We start from the raw sequence: 17810 nt of genomic DNA, 5'->3' as shown, positions 1-17810 counted from the left end.
CCGCGTTGCGCCTGGATACATTGGCCCACAATTTTTCCGCAAGACCCTCGCCCGCGTGCGAAAAATGCCTGCTAATGTAGTGGGATCAATAAATGGAAGGCGTTGCGCGATGGATCACATCGACCACATCCTGATCGTCGATGACGATCGCGAAATAAGGGAACTTGTTTCAGGTTACCTCAAGAAGAATGGCTTGCGCGTCACTGTGGCAGCAGACGGACGGCACATGCGATCATTTCTTGAGACGGATTCCGTCGATCTCATCGTTCTCGATATAATGATGCCCGGCGACGATGGGCTGGTCCTGTGCCGCGAACTTCGGGGTGGCAAGCACAAGGCGACGCCAATTCTTATGCTGACAGCCCGAACCGACGAAACCGACCGCATCGTTGGCCTGGAAATGGGCGCAGATGACTATCTCGCAAAACCCTTTGCCGCACGGGAGTTGCTGGCCCGCATCAAGGCGATTTTGCGCCGTACGCGCATGCTACCGCCCAATCTCCAGGTAACCGAGGTCGGCCAGCTTCTGACCTTTGGTGATTGGCAACTCGATACTACCGGCCGGCATCTGCTCGACCGCGAGGGAACCGCCATAGCACTTAGCGGCGCCGAATACCGCCTGCTCCGCGTGTTCGTCGATCATCCGCAGCGCGTGCTTAATCGTGATCAACTGTTGAACCTCACCCAAGGGCGCGAGGCTGAATTGTTCGACCGGTCTATCGACCTTCTGGTAAGCCGCCTTCGCCAGCGGCTTGGCGATGATGCGCGCGAACCAGCCTACATCAAGACCGTTCGCAGCGAAGGCTACGTCCTCGCAATGCCGGTCGAGATTTCCGAGGTTCGCCCATGAGCATCGGTGCCGTGCTTCGGCCGTTGCGCTTATGGCCGCGCACTCTAGGATCGAGACTTTTCCTTATCCTGCTTGCCGGTTTGCTGCTTGCGCAAGGACTCACCTTCAGCGTCCAGTTTCTTGAGCGTTACATGGCCGCCAAGGCCGTGATGCTCAACACGCTCGAGAACGATGTCGCGACGTCGGTAGCTATTTTCGATCGCCTGCCGGCGTCCGAGCGGGCGGACTGGCTTCAGCGCCTCGACAGGGGAACCTATCGATTTGAGTTGGGCACCGGACTTCCCGGCATCGACACCCTGACCGACCAGGGTGCGGGTATCGCGGCGAAGATCAGGCAAGCTGTCGATCCGCGCTTCCCCATAACATTCCAGTCCATCCCGGGCGGTGGCAAACGGCTGCAGGCTCATCTGACCTTGAGTGACGGAAATCCGCTGACAATCGATGTGAATCCGGCGTCGATCATGCCGTTGGCGCAATGGCTGCCCTATGTTCTCGTCGCGCAGCTGCTTCTCCTCATTCTTTGCACATGGTTTGCCGTTCAGCAGGCAATCCGCCCCCTCATAAATCTTGCAAATGCGGCCAACGCGCTCGACCCGAACAAGAAAACACCGCGGTTGAGCGAGACGGGCCCGCGCGAGGTCGCCTATGCCGCAACAGCTTTCAACGCCATGCGAGATCGGATCGCGCAATACCTTGAAGAGCGCGTGCAGATCCTTGCGGCCATCTCCCACGATCTTCAAACGCCGATAACCCGCATGAAGCTTCGTGCGGAGTTTGCCGAAGAGTCCGTTGAAAAGGACAAACTGGTTCAGGATCTGACCGAAATCGAGAGACTGGTCCACGAAGGCGTTGCCTATGCGCGCAGCGCGCATGGAAATACAGAAAAAGCCTCCCGTCTGGACGTGGACTCTTTCATGGAAAGCCTCGTCTATGACTATCAGGATACCGGCAAGGCCGTGACCCTGAGCGGAAAAGTCGAAACTGCGATCGTCACCCGGCCGCACGCCCTGCGCCGCATCTTCACCAATCTGATCGACAATGCCTTGAAATTCGGTGGAAGCGCCGAGGTTGCTCTTGAGAAAGACCCCCAGGGGACAGTCATCATCAAAGTGCTCGATCGCGGCCCGGGCATTCCGGAAGATCAACTTCAGGCAGTCCTCCAGCCATTTTTCAGGCTGGAACAGTCGCGCAATAGGGGAACAGGCGGCACGGGGCTGGGACTGGCAATCGCGCAGGAACTAACGCTCGCCATCGAGGGGACGCTTAACCTCACAAACAGAACCGGTGGAGGACTTTCCGCCGTGATCGTATTGCCTCCAACGTTCAAGCCGCAATAGAACCGCGCCTTTACGATCAGCTTGCGTCTGCGCGAACATACAAATGGAACTGGTGGAATACTCTGTCGAAAACGTACCGCACATTTGTATCTCAATGTACCGGGCTCGCGTCCCTACACAATTCGTTTCAATTCCCGCCAACTTTGACACATGCGGGATACGTCTCTAGAGCAAATTCCTGAAGCACATCAACGTTCAAAGGACCATACAATGACCCAAGTCGAAAAAGTGCTCTACACAGCCAGAACCCACACCACGGGCGGGCGGGATGGTGGCTCTGGCCGCAGTGATGATGGCCATCTCGACGTCAAATTCTCAACCCCCGGCACCGCAGGCAGCGGCACCAATCCGGAACAGATGTTTGCTGCCGGATGGTCGGCATGTTTCATCGGCGCCATGGGCCTTGCAGCACGCAAGATGAAGGTCGCCATGCCGGCAGACACTGCCGTCGATGCCGAAGTGGATTTGTGCAATGTCGATGGCGCCTATTTCCTTCAGGCCCGGCTCAGCGTCAGCCTGCCAGGTCTCGAGCGTGACGTGGCACAGGCGATAGTCGAAGGCGCACACCAGACCTGTCCGTACTCCAAAGCCACACGCGGTAACGTCGATGTCGTGCTCAACGTCGTCTAGGCCTGCCAGCATCAGTCTGAATCAACTTCAGCAATGGATACGATAAAAATGTCGCAAGAAATCAACCATCGTCGCCGGGGGCTTCTCGGTATAGCGGCCGCGACTTTTGCTGCCGCAGCACTCATCCAGTCTGTCAGGGCAAACGCGCAGACCGGCGCGGCAAAATCGGCCGCACTGCCTGCCATCAAGCCGGGCACGAATACTTCTCTTGGTCCAATCAAGCAGATCGACGCCGGCGTCCTCAATGTTGGATATGCCGAGGCTGGCCCGGCCGACGGCTACCCGGTCATTCTTCTGCACGGATGGCCATATGATATCTATAGTTTCGCCGACGTCGCACCTGTGCTTGCCGGCGCAGGCTACCGCGTGATCATGCCCTATCTGCGCGGCTACGGCACCACCAAATTCCTTTCTGGCGATACTGTCCGGAACGGCCAGCAGGCCGTTGTTGCTGTCGACATCATCGCGTTGATGGATGCACTGAAGATACAAAAGGCAATCCTTGCCGGCTTTGACTGGGGCGCGCGCACGGCCAACGTTATTGCGGCGCTATGGCCCGAGCGCTGCAAAGCTCTGGTCTCGGTAAGCGGCTATCTGATCGGCAGCCAGGAGGCGAACAAGAAGCCGTTGCCACCGAAGGCAGAGCTTGCCTGGTGGTACCAGTACTACTTTGCGACCGAACGCGGTCGCCAAGGGTACGATAGCAACCGGCATGATTTCTCCAAGCTCATCTGGCAGCTCGCGTCACCGAAATGGAATTTCGACGACGCAACGTTTGACCGGTCGGCAGAGGCGTTCAACAACCCGGATCATGTCGCGATCGTCATCCATAACTATCGCTGGCGCTTGAGCCTGGTGGAAGGTGAGCCACAATATGAAGATCTGGAAAAACGGCTGGCAACATTCCCGGTGATCGCAGTTCCGACGATAACACTTGAAGGTGACGCCAATGGCGCGCCGCACCCGGAACCTGCAGCCTATCGCAACAAATTCTCGGGAAAATACGAGCACCGGACCAGTAGCGGCGGTATTGGCCACAATCTGCCACAGGAAGCACCGCGCGACTTCGCTCAAGCCGTCCTCGACGTCGATACCTTTTAGCGAATACTGCGGTCTCGCAGACGCGGGTCCGCAGTCTTTTCACGAAGCCACCAAGTCATTCGGGACCAGACCGGACTGCCAATGCGCGGGAAATGCTGATCGTTCTCGTGACGCAGGTCACGAGACTACCGATCGTTATGATGACCAAAGCCACAAGAAGCGACCAGTAGCTCCCGAAGAGCCATTTTTCCATGCCCTGTGCAACGAGACCCGCGGTGAGCATTGCCATGCGGCGCTGTTTCGCCATGATGCCGCTGAAATCCTGAGCCAATCCCAACGATCCACCGAAAACCCTGATATAGGCGGTCAAGGCGGCGAGCAGTGCGCATAGCCAGCCAAGCCAAGGGTAGCCTACGGCATATCCAACAGGAACAAGAAACAGGCTATCGCAGATCCGGTCGGGAAATTCGTTGTAGAGAGGCCCGCTCGGTGTTTTCTTGCCGCCTTCGATCGCGACCATTCCGTCGACAAGGTTGCAGATCAATCTCATCTGCACGCAGGCGGCCGCACAAAGCCACGCGATTGGATGGACCGAAAACCCGATGAGCGCGCCCCCCACGACCGCAAACGCTATCGACAGCAGCGAAATGCTGTTGGCGGTGACACCCACTTGTGCGAGATACTTGCTGAGCCTGATGGCCCAGGGAGACGATCGGCTGGAAATAGGGCGGCGCGCGACTTCCTCTTGCAGTTTACTCATTCACTTCCCCCCACCTGCCGACACGCTCGCCGAGATTGCCCTTCCGCAATCGAAATTGAAAGTGGTTGCCGGTATTTTTGCTGCGCCGACGCGTTGCCAGTTGTACAGTAAGCGGATGTGGGCCCGTTTTCCCTAGCGGAACCCACCCTCGAGATGCGCGTTGCACATTGGCTTTGCTCAAGCTTTGAAAGATGCCGCCATGAGACAGATTCTAGCGGGACTGATTTTGGCTTTTACAGTGGCGGAAGCTGCACGTGCTGACGAAGCGGCGTTCCTCCGATCCCTCGAGGGCAAATGGGCGGGTAAGGGCGCGGTGCGCATACGCACGAACGTCCCGTCCATGACGGTTTCTTGTACCTTCGACTCGTCGACCACCCCTTCATCGCTTGCGCTGGAGGGCAGTTGTACCGGCTTGATGGTCATGTCGCGCGCTGTTGCCGTCAACTTGACATCGAGCGGCGGCAGATACACAGGCTCCTATACCGGATCAGCCACCGGTGTAGCGCGCCTTTCCGGAACACGGCGCGGAAACGCCATTAACCTCGGCATTCTCTGGGCCAAAAATGTCAATGGCGACCGCAAAGCACAGATAACCATGCGGAAAGTCGGCAATAACGGTATGGTGCTGACGACGACCGACATGGATCCCCGATCCCGTACGTCCGTTGTCACGAGTGAAATAAATCTCGTGCGCAATTAGCTGGGCAAAAATATTCTCCATTCCGCCACCGCAGCGTACCGTGTCACAACAATCGCGGGTAAGAAACGGCAGCTTGAAAATGCATGACAAATTTCTGTTCGACGGACCGGAGGATGCGCCGGTCACCATTCTTCTTGCGCACGGTGCAGGCGCGCCGATGGATTCAGCCTCGATGACAGCCGTGGCCAGGGCTCTTGCCGCGGCGGGTTTTCGCGTTGCGCGTTTCGAGTTCGGCTATATGGCGTCCCGTCGTACGTCAGGCGTGCGAAAGCCGCCGCCTCGCGCCGAAAAACTCAACCCGGAATACGTCGCAGCCGTCTCGGAATTAGGCGCGACAGGTCCGCTGATCATTGGCGGCAAGTCGATGGGTGGACGTGTCGCCAGCATGATCGCTGACGATCTGCATTCTGCCGGAAAAGTCGCCGGTCTCCTCTGTCTTGGCTATCCGTTTCATCCGCCGGGCAAGCCGGATCACCTTCGAACGAAGCATCTCGCCGGGCTGACGACGCCTGCGTTGATCTGCCAGGGCACACGCGACGAGTTCGGCACGCGAGAAGAAGTTTCGGGTTACGCGCTGGCACACAAGATCGAACTTCTCTGGCTGGAGGACGGTGACCACGATCTCAAGCCTCGCAAGAGCGTATCCGGCTTCACGGCCGCCGACCATCTGCGGACGCTGGCGGCGGCCGTGACGGAGTGGACGGGCCGGCTGGCGCTGTGACCCGCGCTTTTCATACGGGCGCTCCAGATTCACGCTTAATCATTAGTCACCAAACTTGCTTTCTCCCTATTCCTGTCCAATTTCTTCTGTATTGATCGCCACAAACTGTAGCCATCCGCGCTAAAAGCGCAGCGATTTTCCACCACAATGTAAGACGGAGCCACGATTTGTTCGGTACCCAGAAAGCTATTCTCTCCCTCGTTTTGGCAGGGAGCATGACAACTGCCGTAATGGCGCAAGAACCAAAGATTGTTGGAACCTATGTCAACGAGTCAGGCGGCACGAAAGTCCGGCTAAGCGAGTGTGATGCCGGCGTTTGCGGCACGATCATATGGATGAAAAATCCGGTCAACGACGTCAACAATCCCGACGCTTCCAAACACGACCGTCCGGTGGTTGGTCTTCAGGCAGTCACCCTGAAGTCAACCGGATCTGGATCGTATACGGGCTCTCTTTACGATACCGAGAGCGGCAAGACCTATGCGGGCAAGGCAAAATTTTCCGAAGCGAGCGTTCAACTCTCCGGTTGCGTGCTAGGCGGCCTCCTCTGCAAATCCCAGACGTGGCGGCGCGAGTAGGGTCAAGTGCGGCAAGGATCAGCGATCTTTGCCGCACTTTGCGTCCTTAGGCAGCGACCGAAATGTCGCTTTCGAGAGGAACGGATGCGATGGTCTTGAGAATTTGGGACGCTATCTGATAGGGATCGCCCTGTGAGTTCGGGCGGCGGTCCTCGAGGTATCCACGGTAACCATTGTTTACAAAGCTATGCGGAACGCGGATGGATGCGCCGCGATCAGCCACGCCGTAGCTGAACGTATGGATGGATTGCGTTTCGTGCTTGCCAGTCAGGCGCAGGTGATTGTCGGGGCCATAGACGGCGATGTGATCGGCCGTTGCACTCTGGAACGCGCTCATCAACTGCTCGAAATACTCTTTGCCGCCGATTTCGCGCATATATTGCGTGGAGAAATTGGCGTGCATGCCCGAACCATTCCAATCGGTATCGCCGAGAGGCTTGCAATGATATTCAACGTCGATGCCATACTTTTCGGTCAAACGTTGCAATAGATAGCGCGCCAGCCAAATCTCGTCGGCAGCCTTTCTGGAACCCTTTCCGAAGATTTGGAACTCCCATTGGCCTTTAGCCACTTCGGCATTGATGCCTTCGTGGTTGAGGCCCGCTGCCAGGCAGATATCGAGATGCTCTTCGACGATCTTGCGGGCGATATCGCCGACGCTGCTATAGCCAACGCCCGTGTAATATGGCCCCTGCGGTGCTGGATATCCGGCTTCGGGGAAGCCGAGCGGACGGCCATTTTTAAAGAAGAAATATTCCTGTTCAAATCCGAACCATGCATTCTCGTCATCCAGAATGGACGCACGCTTGTTCGAAGGGTGCGGCGTAACGCCATCCGGCATCATGACTTCGCACATGACAAGAGCACCGTTCTTGCGCTCGCTATCAGGATAGATGGCCACTGGCTTCAACACGCAATCCGAACTTCTGCCCTCGGCTTGCATCGTGGAGCTGCCGTCGAATCCCCACATCGGCAAATCCTCAAGCGCGGGAAAACCGTCGAACTCCTTGACCTGCGTCTTGCCGCGAAGATTCGGCACCGGGGTATATCCATCCAGCCAAATATACTCGAGCTTGTATTTTGTCATTTTTTACCTTCCTTGTCTGAAGGCGTAGCGATCCAGGATATTCCGATGATCGAGTAACGCCAGCTTGCACCATGAGAAGACGAAGCATGTTCCATGCCAATTGACCTGGTCGTCCTGAAATTCTTCAAAAATTGCAGCGTCCAGAGACGCCAGCCGTCAAAATAAGAACGATTCATGACGGGCGGGGCAGTCGCAGATATCTTCCCTTCGATCGCGACGTAGCCAGTGCACCAGCAATATGCGCGGAACAATCGCCTCTGGTTTCAGCGCAGGTAAACGAACCGCCCTAAAAAGCATCAAAGTGATTTTAATTTGAGCATCGCAAAATTTAATTTGCTTCAAGCGGGAGCACGCGAAAGCCGAGTTGGCGGTCTGGGCGGAACATCCGGCGATATAATACGTTGATATCAACCTTATAATGGCATAGACTTTTCTGTGGCAGGCTCTTCCCTGCGACTGGGCCGCCGGATCGAATACACAATCACCCAAAGGATCGATCATGACCACCACCCATCCACTGACACCCGCGGCGGAGCTCGTGAAGCTGAGCGAGGCGCACTTTCCGAATGAAAGCAATGAATACCGGCAGGCGCGCAATGCTCTGTTGGCGGAAGAGATCGAATTGAGGCGCCATATCGAGCGTGTTGCCGAGCAACGCCGGGCATTGCCACCGGGGGGCGAAGTCTCCAGGAATTATCGGTTCGAGGGTGAGCACGGCCCGGTGAGTTTCGCCGATCTGTTCAATGGCAAACAGACACTTGTGGCCTATAGCTATATGTTCGGGCCACAGCGCAAACGGCCATGCCCCATGTGCACCTCACTGCTCAGCGCTTGGGACGGCGAGGCCCGTGATGTCGAACAGCGCGTCGCCTTGGCAGTGATCGCGCGCTCGCCGATCGAGCGGCTTGCCGCCTTCAAAAGGGAACGTGGCTGGCACGGCCTCAAGCTCTACTCCGACATGAGCGGCGATTACACCCGCGACTATGTGAGTGCGGAGGATGAGGATATCGCTGCCTTCAATGTCTTCACCCGTCGCGATGGCACAATCCGCCACTTCTGGAGCGAGGAAATGGGCGCCACCGGTGATCCCGGGCAGGACCCGCGCGGCGCACCGGACCTCATGCCACTGTGGACCATTCTCGATGCAACGCCCGAGGGTCGCGGCAAGGATTGGTATCCGAAGCTCGACTACTGAACAGAATTGGTTTGGATAAGCCACGCTTCCTGGAAGGGCTATTGAGATTCACGCTGTAACCTCAAACAATCAGGACAACACCCGTGATTGCAAGCGCCGCGATCCAGATGGCATCAAAGTTGATCCATCCGCGGCGCAAGAAGGCGAGGCCAAACCAATCGTAAACCGCAATTGCGACCAGCAGGATCACCATCAGCATCGCCGCCATATGCGTGCCGATTGCCGCCAGGGCTATCGGCAATGAACCCACTGCTGTCAGCTCTTTGGCGGGGCTGGCCGAGAGGCAAAGTGGGACGACAACCGGAACAAGCATGAGGCCTGCCCCATGGGCGGTCGCCATCAGGAAGGACCACAACCCAAGCCCTGTCATTCCGGTGGTCATGCCGACCCTGACACGGTGGCGATGGCCATAGGTGGCGTAATAGGCAGCCCATCCGAGCAGCACCGCGCCCGCGATGATTTCGAGAACGCGCTGGTCGATGATGAGGCCAAGCAATACGGCCAGAAATGCAACGACAGCGATCGAAATCGCATGCCCAATGGCGATAGGAACTACCGACAGGAAAACCGTTCTGCGGCTCCTTCTGTGCAGACCGAGTGCCACGGCGAAGAGCCAGCCCATTGCGGGATTGAGACCGTGAAAAACGCCAAGGCCAGCAAGCACCAGCCACGGGGAAATGGCTACCATCTATGCTGCCATTCGTTTTGCGGATGCCGGCCGCATCAAGGATAGCAATACGAGTCCGATGAGCAGTCGCCCCCTTCCAGCCGCACCTGATGCGGACGATGGCCTTTCGGCCAGTCAACGAAGAAATTCTCGTCAAACGTGATCCCGCCGTTCTCCCCCACGTCCAGCTTCACCATCCAGCCGTCGATGCCGTCGGGATAGAACTGCGGATCAATGGCGCCATAGAGCGAATTGGTGAAATAGACACGCTTCCCGTCCCGGCTGATCTCGACCATTTGCGGCCCGCCATTGAGCGCACGATTGTTGGCCTTCGGGTGGGTGGCCCGCGAAACGATCCCGCCAATTCTGACCCGGCCGGTTTCTTTCGGGTGGAAAGGGTCCGATACGTCATACTGGATCATATCGCCGGTGCCCCAGCATGAAACATAAAGGAAGCGGTCATCCATCGACAGATCGATATCGGTGACGAGTGGGGCAACCGCCTGGAAGCCCTGCAGCACAGGCGGCAGCAGTGAGGCATCGGCAGGTTCGGCAGGAATTTCAATGATCTTTTTCACGGCCCATTTGTTGCCATCGCGGTACCACGTCCAGATCGATGCCGAGAGGTCCTTCAAACTGATGACGCAGCCAACGAAACCATAGGCCTTGGTCGGATCATGCGCAGGGCGTAGTTCGAACACGAGCTGGTGCTCTTCACCGAAATCGATCTCCTGCAGATGCTTGCGCTTGTGGAGGTCCCAGAAATGCAGTCTGCGTCCATATTTGCTGCCGAGCAGAATCTCCGGGACAAGCCCATCCTCGAACGTATCGGGCGTACCCCATTCACTTGTGATCATCGTGTCGTGGCCGAGGTGCCACCAGAAATCATAGGCGAGCTTTTGCGGCCCGCGATCCATCTCCCATTGGCCAAGCACATTGAAGCTTTCAGGATCGAGCAGGAATATGCCACCGGGCGCCTTGCCCTCGGCGTTTCCAAGCGCATTGACATAAATCTCCTCGGGTCCGCAGTGAATGGTATGCAACCGGGAATATCCTGCCTTTTCGGCAATTTCTTCGGGCTCGATAACCTTGACGATCATGGGATTTCGCGGATCGGGCTTCGTGTCGATGATGTGCAGCCTCGACGACCGCAGACCCGGCACGACGAGATAACGCCTTTCCATGTGAGGGTGCGGCGCATTGGGGCAAAGGCACGACGAGCACGCATTCCAGCCAAAATGATGCAGTTCGTCACCCGCATTCGGCATGTTGACCTGGCCGACGATCCGGGAATAGGAGGGCGATTTCGGATCTACATCGACGACGGCGATTGCATCGGGTTTCTTGCGATCCGGATCGAAGGCGGCCACATAGGCCAGCTTTTCTGCCGGCGCCTTGGCGGCCATTCTCGGCGAGGGATAAAATGAGGGATCGGGTTGCCAGGTTGCCATGATGGAACTTCCTCTTGACCAAAACGAAGTCTTGCGCAGTGGTTTCCGAAAATGAATGTGACGGGCGATCTTCGCATCTGGAAGAAGCGCTGTCCAATCAAGTCATTTGCTGACAGACGCGGTTCTAGAGCTCTCAAAGCGAGACGTCCGTCGCCGTAGAGTTTACACACGGGCTCTCAGAAGTCGACACGCGGCGTGTCCTGCATCGGAATCTCAAAAAGCATCCAGAACGAAACCCCGTGGGTCTCCTCGTACCAGGTCTCGAAGCGCCCAAGCGCATCATCGATACCTGACATTGCATCAGGCATCTCCGCGCTGCCCGAAGCACGATGAAGCGCAATGGCCACAGGCGCGAAACGTGCAAGCGTTGCATCCCGGGTTTCACTATCCGACGACCAGCCCAGCCTCACCCGCAACAGCGCAAGAGCGCGCGCGACGGCGATTTCCTCAGCGCTCCGTTCGGCAGGGTCACTATCGTCCTCCATTTGCGGCATTGCCGCCCCCGGCGAGCGCCCGCATCAGATTCATCCGGCGAAAGGCGAAAGCACGTTCGCGCTCGAGTGTCGCTATGTGTGTTGCCGCCTCCCGCCGATAGGCGGTCTCGGCCGATTGCGCCTTGTCGGCTGCTTGCTGCAGCTGCTCGATATAAGCGGTTACCGCCGTCATCGGGAGCTGCCGGAGTGGCCGGACGATGGCGGAAGAGAGTGGGAGTCGAACCCACCAAAGACCGTCTCTCGGCCCCTCCCGGATTTGAAGTCCGGACGCCCCACCGGGGACGATTCTCCTCCAGAAGCAGTATTTTCACCGGTCGTACCCTCTGACGTATCCGCGAAGAGATCTAGACGGTGTCGATTGACCCGGCGAAGGTCGCCCCGGCGCAATGTAATGCTGTGATGATCGAAGAAATCAAGGATCTGGATTGCAACCTTGCGGCCATTTTCGACCCGGTCACGAAATTGCGCGGCGGTAAACCAGCCTTCAGCGGAAGCTGTGCTGATCTCGACGATAATGGCAACCATTTCTGCAACCGTGCCTCGCAGGAAGAAATGGTCGTGTGCCACCTCATGTACCTTGCCAATGCGGCTGCCCAGCTTCAGCAACCGGCGCACCTGCGGCTCCGGCACAGCAAACAACGCGGCGATATCGCGGACGCGCGGCGGGCGGAAACGTTCGGCTCCGCCAAGGAGCGGTTCGATAGCATTCCACAGCTGCTCGTCAGGCGGGGCCATCGTCACTTCGTGCCCGGAAAGACGGACCCAGGCTCCGTCCAGCGTTATCTCCCCGCCACGGACAAGACTTTGCAAGGCTGAACGGAACACAGGTACGGGCAGGCGCAACTCAAGCTGCGTGCGCAGCCGTTCAATGCCGATCCCCAGCAAATCTGGATTGTCAGCATGGAAAGTTCCAAGCCGGTCCAGAAGATCTCGTTGGAATTTCTTCCACTGCGCAAACGATATGGCGACAACCGAAGCATCAACAGGCAGCTGCACCGCGCCCGCGAGCCCCGCCAAGGCACTGACATCTGCCGTCGCCAGGGCCCGGTCGCGGGCAAAGGTCGTAACGTCCAGATAAAATGGCGGCACTCCAAGCAATGCTTCCAGCGTCCGACCCGGCTCGAGCAATTCGTGCGCATCGAGCTGTGCCCTACGCTCCGGCGTGCGCCGTTTGCGGGCCGGGGCACGCAAATCCAGGAAGCGGCCGCCACCCATCGTGCGCCGCGCAGACGTGTCGCGGATGACGTAGCGATCGCCAGCCGCTGCAGCGATCGGCCGGTCGAGCACAAGCTGTACGCGGGTACGTGCCCCCGGCGCTACTGGCTCATCAGTCAGCAAAGCGATGCGAGCGCCTGTCTCGGTCGACGCATGATGCAGCCGTACGGGGAACCAGTGACCGATCGGCTTGCGTTCGGAGCCAAGCACACGCAACGTTGCGTCAATCCGGCTCGTCGGCGCATGCAGGGTGGCGTCAAGCACCACGTCGCCGCGATTGATCGCCGCCTTCGTGATGTCTGCGCCGACGAGATTGAGAGCACAGCGATCACCGGCCCTGCCAACGTCACTCGGCCGGTTCTGTGCATGGATGGAACGGATGCGGGCGGAAAGGCCTGAGGGGCTTACCGTCACATGTTCATCAACGGAGATCATTCCTGAAAGGACAGTTCCGGTTACAACCGTACCTGCCCCCTGTATTGTAAATGAACGGTCGACCGCCAGCCGGAAGCGGCCAGTTGCCTGGCGGCGGGCGAACTTGCGAGCAGCATCAACGATTTCATCGCGCAATGCTGCGATGCCTCGACCCGAAACCGTTGAAACGGCAATGATCGGAGCCTCGCAAAGCGCCGTGCCCGCGAGTTCAGTTCGTATTGCGGTTTCCACCTCGATGAGCCGCTCTTCCTGCACCAGATCAGCCTTTGTAAGTGCAACGACACCGCGTTCGATGCCAAGCAGATCGATGATGGCGAGGTGTTCGAGTGTCTGTGGCATTACTCCGTCATCGGCCGCGACGACCACCAGGGCAAAATCGATGCCGCTGGCCCCGGCAAGCATGGTGTGGATGAACTTCTCGTGCCCCGGCACATCGACAAAGCCAAGTATCTCTGCCCCTTCTACAGGCAAATAGGCAAAGCCGAGATCGATCGAGATACCGCGGACTTTTTCCTCCTTCAGCCGATCCGTGTCGACGTTGGTCAGTGCCTTGACCAGCGATGTCTTGCCGTGATCGATATGCCCTGCGGTACCGACGATCATGGCTCGCCGGCCTTGTTGACACGCGTCACGCCCACATCAAAATTTGCGATGCCGGCAAAATTGGCCGCAAAACCGGTCTCGTTTTCAACGCAGCGCAGGTCCAGCACCAGCGCTCCGCGCTCGATACGGCCGATGACCGGCATCGGAAGCCGCCTGAGTGCAGCTGCGAGTTCAGCGAGCATGCTCCCGCTGCTCTCCGTCGGCGTCAGGGCCAAGCCAGCGCTCGGCACGGTGGAAAGCGGCAAGGCTCCCGAGCCGATCTGGCTCTCGCACGCGACAACGGCAACGCTGAAAGCGCCTGCCAGTGCGTGCTGCACCAGGGGCGCCAATCGCTGCGCCTGCGCGTCGATGTCGCCCTGCGAACGGGTCAGCAGCCGCATGGTGGGCAAACGCTCGCTCAGGCGAGCCGGATCGCGATAGAGATGCAATGTGGCAATGAGCGCCGCCAGGCGGATTTTATCGACGCGCAGCGCCCGTTTCATCGGGTTCTTGTTGATCGTCTCAATGAGCGACCTGCGACCGACGATGAAACCGGCTTGCGGGCCGCCCAGAAGCTTGTCACCGGAAAAGGTTACGATGTCCGAACCCTCAGCGATCGCTTCACGCACGGTCGGTTCCTGGGCAAGCCCGAAACGGGTGAGATCCGTCAGGGTGCCTGAACCGAGATCATTGACCAGGGGAATGCCCTTGCTGCGGGCAATGCCAGCCAGTTCGCGCGCGCCCACCTCCTTGGTGAAGCCTTCGACGCGATAGTTGGAAGTATGGACCTTCAGTATCAGACCCGTATCGAGACCGATGGCATCGCGGTAATCCCGGGCATGGGTGCGGTTCGTGGTACCGACCTCGACTAGACGCGTGCCGGCGCGCGCCATGATATCGGGCATGCGAAAGGCCCCGCCGATTTCGATCAACTCACCACGCGAGACGATGGCTTCCCTGCCCCCCGCCAGGCTGTTCAGGACCAGAAGAACAGCCGCTGCATTATTGTTGACGACGGTCGCCTCTTCCGCGCCCGTGAGTTCGCAAATCAAAGATCGCAGGTGATCGTCGCGTTCGCCGCGCTTGCCGCTGTCGAGATCGAATTCGAGAGAAACGGCCTCGCGCATGGCCGCCGTTGCAGCCTCGATCGCCGCATGCGCCAGCAATGCACGACCGAGATTGGTGTGCAGTACCGTACCGGTCAAATTGAACAGGGGCCGCAGCGATGAGTTGCCGGTCGCCTCGAGGCTGGCCAGCGCAGCAGCCATGACGGTTTCCACCGATGGCGGGTTATGGCCATTGCGCACGTCCGCACGTGCCTGGGCCAAGGCGCTCCGCAAGGCTTCGGTGAAAGCCGGACGTCCAAACCGCTCGATGATGCCAGCTGCCGGCGCCGACTGCAGAAGCTGGTCTACCGAAGGAATGCGACGCAAGCTGGCATTGCTGTCCATTTTATCTCCTAAAAGCCGGCCAACAGCGGAGAAAACCCGCCGCGGTGATAAGGCCCATCCCGCATCACCAGATCGAGGCTCAGGCTCGCCACATCATCGGCAGCGGGGTCGGCCGCGGGCTCCTTGTCCTGATACAGTATCTTCGACCAGCCATGGCATTCATCGCAGGTCTCGGCCTTGACGATCCCGCCTTGTCCGTCGATCTCCTGATAACCGATGCCCTTGGTGGAACCGCAGAGCACGCATTTGACCCGGACATAGTGCCAGAGTGTGCCGCAGAGTGAACAAGAGCAAAACCGTGCGCCGTGCGAACCGGGCCAGCCGACGACCATCGAAGACATCGGGGCGCCACCACAGACGGGACAAACGCCATCGGCGACCGGCGCCAGCGCGGTCACATCAAGAACGGATGCAAGACGGGCGAAATATAGCTGCAGCCCCGCCCATACAAAGACATGCTCGGCAATCGCATCGCCGGGCAATGTGTTGGAGAATACGGTCTGCGCCATCGCAAGACGTTTGGCAGGGTCGGCTGCTGTCACGCGAGCCAGCGCTTTGGCCGCGGCAACGGGCTTCTCGATTGTGGCAGCCGCGGCGAACAGGCGATCGAATAAAGTGCCGATCGACCGATCGCCCTCGACCAGACTTCGGTCGAGTGGTGGCATTTCGAACGCGCGTGCACGCGCAATCGCTTCGGCGTCCGGGCTTTCCGGCCGAGGCAAATCCGGCTGGATATCGTTTTGGGCTTGGGCGACGTCTGCAAGGAAATTCAGATAGGGTGCCAGATCGCTTGTTTCAGCCAACTGGCGCAGACGTCTTGATCTGGTAGAAAACAGCGAAGCGGGATCGGGCAGGCGTGCAAAGGGCGGTGACGCAATATTCCCAATCGCTGTTGGATCCGGTACGACCGCGCTTTTACGACTCATAAAACTCCCTCACGAACCCGCCGGGCCACGTGGACCGATGTTGAACGCCCTGTTACTCGGCGGGCGTCGATTTGCCTTTTGATGCTTTGCCGACCAGCTCACGCAACCATTTGCGATGATGCCTCCACGCCCAGCCGCCAGTCACAGAACCACGGGTCATTGCCCTTATTGTACCGCGCACCCAGATCGCTGCATAGACATGGATGATCCAGACACTGATCGCACAAATAGCGGCAATCGCGTGAATAAGCACGGCCCATCGTTTCTGCTCGATTGTGGTGAACACCGAGAAATACTGATCCCAGATTATCAGGCCCGTTGTAATCAGCACGATGATAAGAGCCGACATCGACCAGAAGACAAATTTCTGTCCCGCATTGTATTTACCCACCTCCGGCAAGCGTTCTTCATTTCCCGTCAGCACATCCCGAATGCGCGCAAGCCAGGTGCCATCCTCGCTCTTCCAGAGATTGGCTTTCCAGAAGCGGAAAAACAGGCCGAAAAAACTGAAGAACAGGAGAACGCCGATCCACGGATGAATGATCCGCGTCAACGGGCCTCCGCCAAAGAGCCCAGTCAGGAAAAAGAGGCGGGGATGGAACAAGGCAAGGCCGGACAGCGCCAGGAGCACAAGGCTCGTCGCCGTGATCCAATGATTGACGCGCGCACCTGCCGTGTAGCGGTCGACGGTAACGGGCTTGCCTGGATGAACGCTATCGCCCTTCTCCACGTCGTAATCCGTGCTCATGGACGAGGTTCCTCTCCGGCCAGCCTTTCAGCGGCCTCTTCATCCTCCTCGGAAACCCGGTTCGGACCGGCAACCAGATAATGCATGAACCCGGCTGCAGCAGCAAAACCGATCACAGCGAGCCCTGCATATTTCGTGACACCCTTCCAGGCCTCTACGATCGGGCTGATGCGCGGATTGTTCGGCAGTCCTGCGTAGATTTCCGGTTTATCCGCATGATGCAGCACATACATGACGTGCGTGCCGCCGACGCCCGGTGGATCGTAAAGTCCCGCATTGGCAAAACCGCGCGATTTCAGATCGGTGATGCGCCCTGCCGCATGCTCCTTCATCTCATCCTTTGTACCAAAAACGATCGCTTGCGTCGGGCATGCCTTGGCACAGGCTGGTCCCTGCCCAACGGCGATGCGGTCGGAGCAGAGCGTGCACTTGTAGGCGGTGTGACTGACCTCGGAGATGCGCGGAATATTGAACGGGCATCCCTTGATGCAATAACCGCAGCCAATGCAGTTCTCGTGGACGAAATCGACGATGCCATTCGAATATTGCACGATGGCGCCGGGTGCCGGGCAAGCCTTGAGGCAGCCCGGATCCTCGCAATGCATGCAACCATCCTTGCGGATGAGCCACTCGAGATTGTTCGTTTCCGGGTTTTCCCACTCGGTGAACCGCATCAGCGTGAACATATCCGGCGTCAGGTCATGCGGGTTATCGTAGACGCCGGTATTGATTCCGATTTCCGGATGCGTGTCGTTCCACTCGATACAGGCCGATTGGCAGGCTTTGCAACCGATGCACTTGGAGACGTCGATGAGCTTTGCCACTTCGGTCTGCCGTTGTGCGGGTGGTGTCACGTTTGAGGCCGACCGGCGGATCAAATCCTGATCGCCGAATTTCGGCGGTACAGGCTGGGTCGTCGGGTTTGGGACAGGCGGGAACATG

The 17810-nt window shown here is 58.4% G+C and carries 19 protein-coding genes, 1 tRNA gene and 1 pseudogene; 8 read left to right on the top strand and 13 right to left on the bottom strand.

Features of this window, described 5'->3' with window-relative positions; translation table 11 throughout:
* The first annotated feature begins 109 nt into the window (after positions 1 to 109).
* The 4 genes from J2X72_RS17120 to J2X72_RS17105 all read left to right on the top strand — a co-directional run bounded on the left by J2X72_RS17120 (position 110) and on the right by J2X72_RS17105 (position 3918).
* Positions 110 to 850, top strand: a complete 741-nt coding sequence (locus J2X72_RS17120; protein ID WP_310073797.1) for a response regulator — start codon at positions 110 to 112, stop codon at positions 848 to 850.
* Positions 847 to 2187, top strand: coding sequence for a HAMP domain-containing sensor histidine kinase (locus tag J2X72_RS17115; protein WP_310073796.1), 1341 nt, complete (start codon positions 847 to 849; stop codon positions 2185 to 2187). Before J2X72_RS17120 ends, J2X72_RS17115 begins: the two co-directional genes overlap by 4 nt.
* Before the next feature lie 210 nt (positions 2188 to 2397).
* Positions 2398 to 2817 carry an organic hydroperoxide resistance protein gene (locus tag J2X72_RS17110; RefSeq protein ID WP_310073794.1) on the top strand — a complete coding sequence of 140 codons (420 nt, stop codon included), beginning with the start codon at positions 2398 to 2400 and terminating at the stop codon, positions 2815 to 2817.
* A gap of 48 nt (positions 2818 to 2865) precedes the next feature.
* Positions 2866 to 3918 carry an alpha/beta hydrolase gene (locus J2X72_RS17105; protein ID WP_310073792.1) on the top strand — a complete coding sequence of 351 codons (1053 nt, stop codon included), beginning with the start codon at positions 2866 to 2868 and terminating at the stop codon, positions 3916 to 3918.
* Between the two features lie 55 nt (positions 3919 to 3973).
* Here J2X72_RS17105 and J2X72_RS17100 read toward each other — a convergent pair whose 3' ends face one another.
* Positions 3974 to 4618, bottom strand: a complete 645-nt coding sequence (locus J2X72_RS17100) for a CDP-alcohol phosphatidyltransferase family protein (RefSeq protein WP_310073790.1) — start codon at positions 4616 to 4618, stop codon at positions 3974 to 3976.
* 199 nt (positions 4619 to 4817) lie between these two features.
* Here J2X72_RS17100 and J2X72_RS17095 point away from each other — a divergent pair, with 199 nt between their 5' ends.
* The 3 genes from J2X72_RS17095 to J2X72_RS17085 all read left to right on the top strand — a co-directional run bounded on the left by J2X72_RS17095 (position 4818) and on the right by J2X72_RS17085 (position 6617).
* A complete protein-coding gene (locus tag J2X72_RS17095) occupies positions 4818 to 5318 on the top strand; it encodes a hypothetical protein (RefSeq protein WP_310073789.1) in 501 nt (166 codons plus the stop codon).
* 79 nt (positions 5319 to 5397) lie between these two features.
* The gene (locus J2X72_RS17090) at positions 5398 to 6039 is read left to right on the top strand and encodes an alpha/beta family hydrolase (protein ID WP_310073787.1); all 642 of its coding nucleotides are present in this window, start codon (positions 5398 to 5400) and stop codon (positions 6037 to 6039) included.
* Positions 6040 to 6254: 215 nt separating this feature from the next.
* Entirely contained in the window at positions 6255 to 6617 is a 363-nt protein-coding gene (locus J2X72_RS17085) for a DUF2147 domain-containing protein (RefSeq protein ID WP_210002724.1), read from the top strand.
* Positions 6618 to 6663: 46 nt separating this feature from the next.
* Here the strand turns inward: J2X72_RS17085 and J2X72_RS17080 are convergent, their stop codons facing one another.
* Both J2X72_RS17080 and J2X72_RS17075 read right to left on the bottom strand, forming a co-directional pair.
* Positions 6664 to 7704 (bottom strand): glutamine synthetase beta-grasp domain-containing protein, encoded by a 1041-nt coding sequence (locus J2X72_RS17080; RefSeq protein WP_210002722.1) that lies wholly within the window; start codon positions 7702 to 7704, stop codon positions 6664 to 6666.
* A 156-nt stretch (positions 7705 to 7860) separates the two neighbouring features.
* On the bottom strand, positions 7861 to 8205 hold the full coding sequence (locus tag J2X72_RS17075; protein WP_310073783.1) for a hypothetical protein: 345 nt from the start codon (positions 8203 to 8205) through the stop codon (positions 7861 to 7863).
* Here J2X72_RS17075 and J2X72_RS17070 point away from each other — a divergent pair.
* On the top strand, positions 8204 to 8899 hold the full coding sequence (locus tag J2X72_RS17070; protein WP_310073782.1) for a DUF899 family protein: 696 nt from the start codon (positions 8204 to 8206) through the stop codon (positions 8897 to 8899). The two genes, J2X72_RS17075 and J2X72_RS17070, sit on opposite strands and share 2 nt — an antisense overlap.
* Before the next feature lie 61 nt (positions 8900 to 8960).
* Here the strand turns inward: J2X72_RS17070 and J2X72_RS17065 are convergent, their stop codons facing one another.
* From J2X72_RS17065 to fdxH, 10 genes and pseudogenes are all read right to left on the bottom strand, one after another.
* Complete coding sequence (locus tag J2X72_RS17065) at positions 8961 to 9587, bottom strand: hypothetical protein (protein WP_310073780.1); 627 nt, start codon at positions 9585 to 9587, stop codon at positions 8961 to 8963.
* Between the two features lie 35 nt (positions 9588 to 9622).
* Positions 9623 to 11017: a selenium-binding family protein gene (locus J2X72_RS17060; RefSeq protein ID WP_310073778.1), complete on the bottom strand. Its 1395-nt coding sequence runs from the start codon at positions 11015 to 11017 to the stop codon at positions 9623 to 9625.
* Between the two features lie 176 nt (positions 11018 to 11193).
* A complete protein-coding gene (locus J2X72_RS17055; RefSeq protein ID WP_310073776.1) occupies positions 11194 to 11511 on the bottom strand; it encodes a hypothetical protein in 318 nt (105 codons plus the stop codon).
* Positions 11489 to 11683, bottom strand: coding sequence for a hypothetical protein (locus J2X72_RS17050; protein ID WP_310073774.1), 195 nt, complete (start codon positions 11681 to 11683; stop codon positions 11489 to 11491). Before J2X72_RS17050 ends, J2X72_RS17055 begins: the two co-directional genes overlap by 23 nt.
* Positions 11684 to 11709: 26 nt before the next feature.
* Positions 11710 to 11805, bottom strand: a tRNA-Sec gene (locus tag J2X72_RS17045).
* A 126-nt stretch (positions 11806 to 11931) separates the two neighbouring features.
* Positions 11932 to 13764: pseudogene (gene selB / locus J2X72_RS17040) on the bottom strand (selenocysteine-specific translation elongation factor); the annotation flags it as partial.
* Positions 13761 to 15194 (bottom strand): L-seryl-tRNA(Sec) selenium transferase, encoded by a 1434-nt coding sequence (selA, locus tag J2X72_RS17035; protein WP_310073772.1) that lies wholly within the window; start codon positions 15192 to 15194, stop codon positions 13761 to 13763. The pseudogene selB and the gene selA, both read right to left, overlap by 4 nt.
* Before the next feature lie 8 nt (positions 15195 to 15202).
* Positions 15203 to 16120, bottom strand: coding sequence for a formate dehydrogenase accessory protein FdhE (gene fdhE, locus J2X72_RS17030; protein WP_310073770.1), 918 nt, complete (start codon positions 16118 to 16120; stop codon positions 15203 to 15205).
* Between the two features lie 52 nt (positions 16121 to 16172).
* The gene (locus J2X72_RS17025) at positions 16173 to 16868 is read right to left on the bottom strand and encodes a formate dehydrogenase subunit gamma (RefSeq protein WP_310073768.1); all 696 of its coding nucleotides are present in this window, start codon (positions 16866 to 16868) and stop codon (positions 16173 to 16175) included.
* Positions 16865 to 17809 carry a formate dehydrogenase subunit beta gene (gene fdxH / locus J2X72_RS17020; protein WP_210002705.1) on the bottom strand — a complete coding sequence of 315 codons (945 nt, stop codon included), beginning with the start codon at positions 17807 to 17809 and terminating at the stop codon, positions 16865 to 16867. Before fdxH ends, J2X72_RS17025 begins: the two co-directional genes overlap by 4 nt.
* Position 17810 lies beyond the last annotated feature (1 nt).

The organism is Phyllobacterium sp. 1468, assembly GCF_031455525.1.
Classification (GTDB): Bacteria; Pseudomonadota; Alphaproteobacteria; order Rhizobiales; family Rhizobiaceae; genus Phyllobacterium.
The sequence above is the reverse complement of the archived record's forward strand: the minus strand, read 5'-3'. Positions and strand labels throughout refer to the sequence as shown.

Excerpts from the sequence above, each read along its gene's own strand:
- J2X72_RS17120 (WP_310073797.1), top strand. The coding sequence starts at position 110 with ATGGATCACATCGACCACATCCTGATCGTCGATGACGATCGCGAAATA.
- J2X72_RS17115 (WP_310073796.1), top strand. The coding sequence starts at position 847 with ATGAGCATCGGTGCCGTGCTTCGGCCGTTGCGCTTATGGCCGCGCACT.
- J2X72_RS17110 (WP_310073794.1), top strand. The coding sequence starts at position 2,398 with ATGACCCAAGTCGAAAAAGTGCTCTACACAGCCAGAACCCACACCACG.
- J2X72_RS17105 (WP_310073792.1), top strand. The coding sequence starts at position 2,866 with ATGTCGCAAGAAATCAACCATCGTCGCCGGGGGCTTCTCGGTATAGCG.
- J2X72_RS17100 (WP_310073790.1), bottom strand. The coding sequence starts at position 4,618 with ATGAGTAAACTGCAAGAGGAAGTCGCGCGCCGCCCTATTTCCAGCCGA.
- J2X72_RS17095 (WP_310073789.1), top strand. The coding sequence starts at position 4,818 with ATGAGACAGATTCTAGCGGGACTGATTTTGGCTTTTACAGTGGCGGAA.
- J2X72_RS17090 (WP_310073787.1), top strand. The coding sequence starts at position 5,398 with ATGCATGACAAATTTCTGTTCGACGGACCGGAGGATGCGCCGGTCACC.
- J2X72_RS17085 (WP_210002724.1), top strand. The coding sequence starts at position 6,255 with ATGACAACTGCCGTAATGGCGCAAGAACCAAAGATTGTTGGAACCTAT.
- J2X72_RS17080 (WP_210002722.1), bottom strand. The coding sequence starts at position 7,704 with ATGACAAAATACAAGCTCGAGTATATTTGGCTGGATGGATATACCCCG.
- J2X72_RS17070 (WP_310073782.1), top strand. The coding sequence starts at position 8,204 with ATGACCACCACCCATCCACTGACACCCGCGGCGGAGCTCGTGAAGCTG.
- J2X72_RS17075 (WP_310073783.1), bottom strand. The coding sequence starts at position 8,205 with ATGATCGATCCTTTGGGTGATTGTGTATTCGATCCGGCGGCCCAGTCG.
- J2X72_RS17065 (WP_310073780.1), bottom strand. The coding sequence starts at position 9,587 with ATGGTAGCCATTTCCCCGTGGCTGGTGCTTGCTGGCCTTGGCGTTTTT.
- J2X72_RS17060 (WP_310073778.1), bottom strand. The coding sequence starts at position 11,017 with ATGGCAACCTGGCAACCCGATCCCTCATTTTATCCCTCGCCGAGAATG.
- J2X72_RS17055 (WP_310073776.1), bottom strand. The coding sequence starts at position 11,511 with ATGCCGCAAATGGAGGACGATAGTGACCCTGCCGAACGGAGCGCTGAG.
- J2X72_RS17050 (WP_310073774.1), bottom strand. The coding sequence starts at position 11,683 with ATGACGGCGGTAACCGCTTATATCGAGCAGCTGCAGCAAGCAGCCGAC.
- selA (WP_310073772.1), bottom strand. The coding sequence starts at position 15,194 with ATGGACAGCAATGCCAGCTTGCGTCGCATTCCTTCGGTAGACCAGCTT.
- fdhE (WP_310073770.1), bottom strand. The coding sequence starts at position 16,120 with ATGAGTCGTAAAAGCGCGGTCGTACCGGATCCAACAGCGATTGGGAAT.
- J2X72_RS17025 (WP_310073768.1), bottom strand. The coding sequence starts at position 16,868 with ATGAGCACGGATTACGACGTGGAGAAGGGCGATAGCGTTCATCCAGGC.
- fdxH (WP_210002705.1), bottom strand. The coding sequence starts at position 17,809 with ATGTTCCCGCCTGTCCCAAACCCGACGACCCAGCCTGTACCGCCGAAA.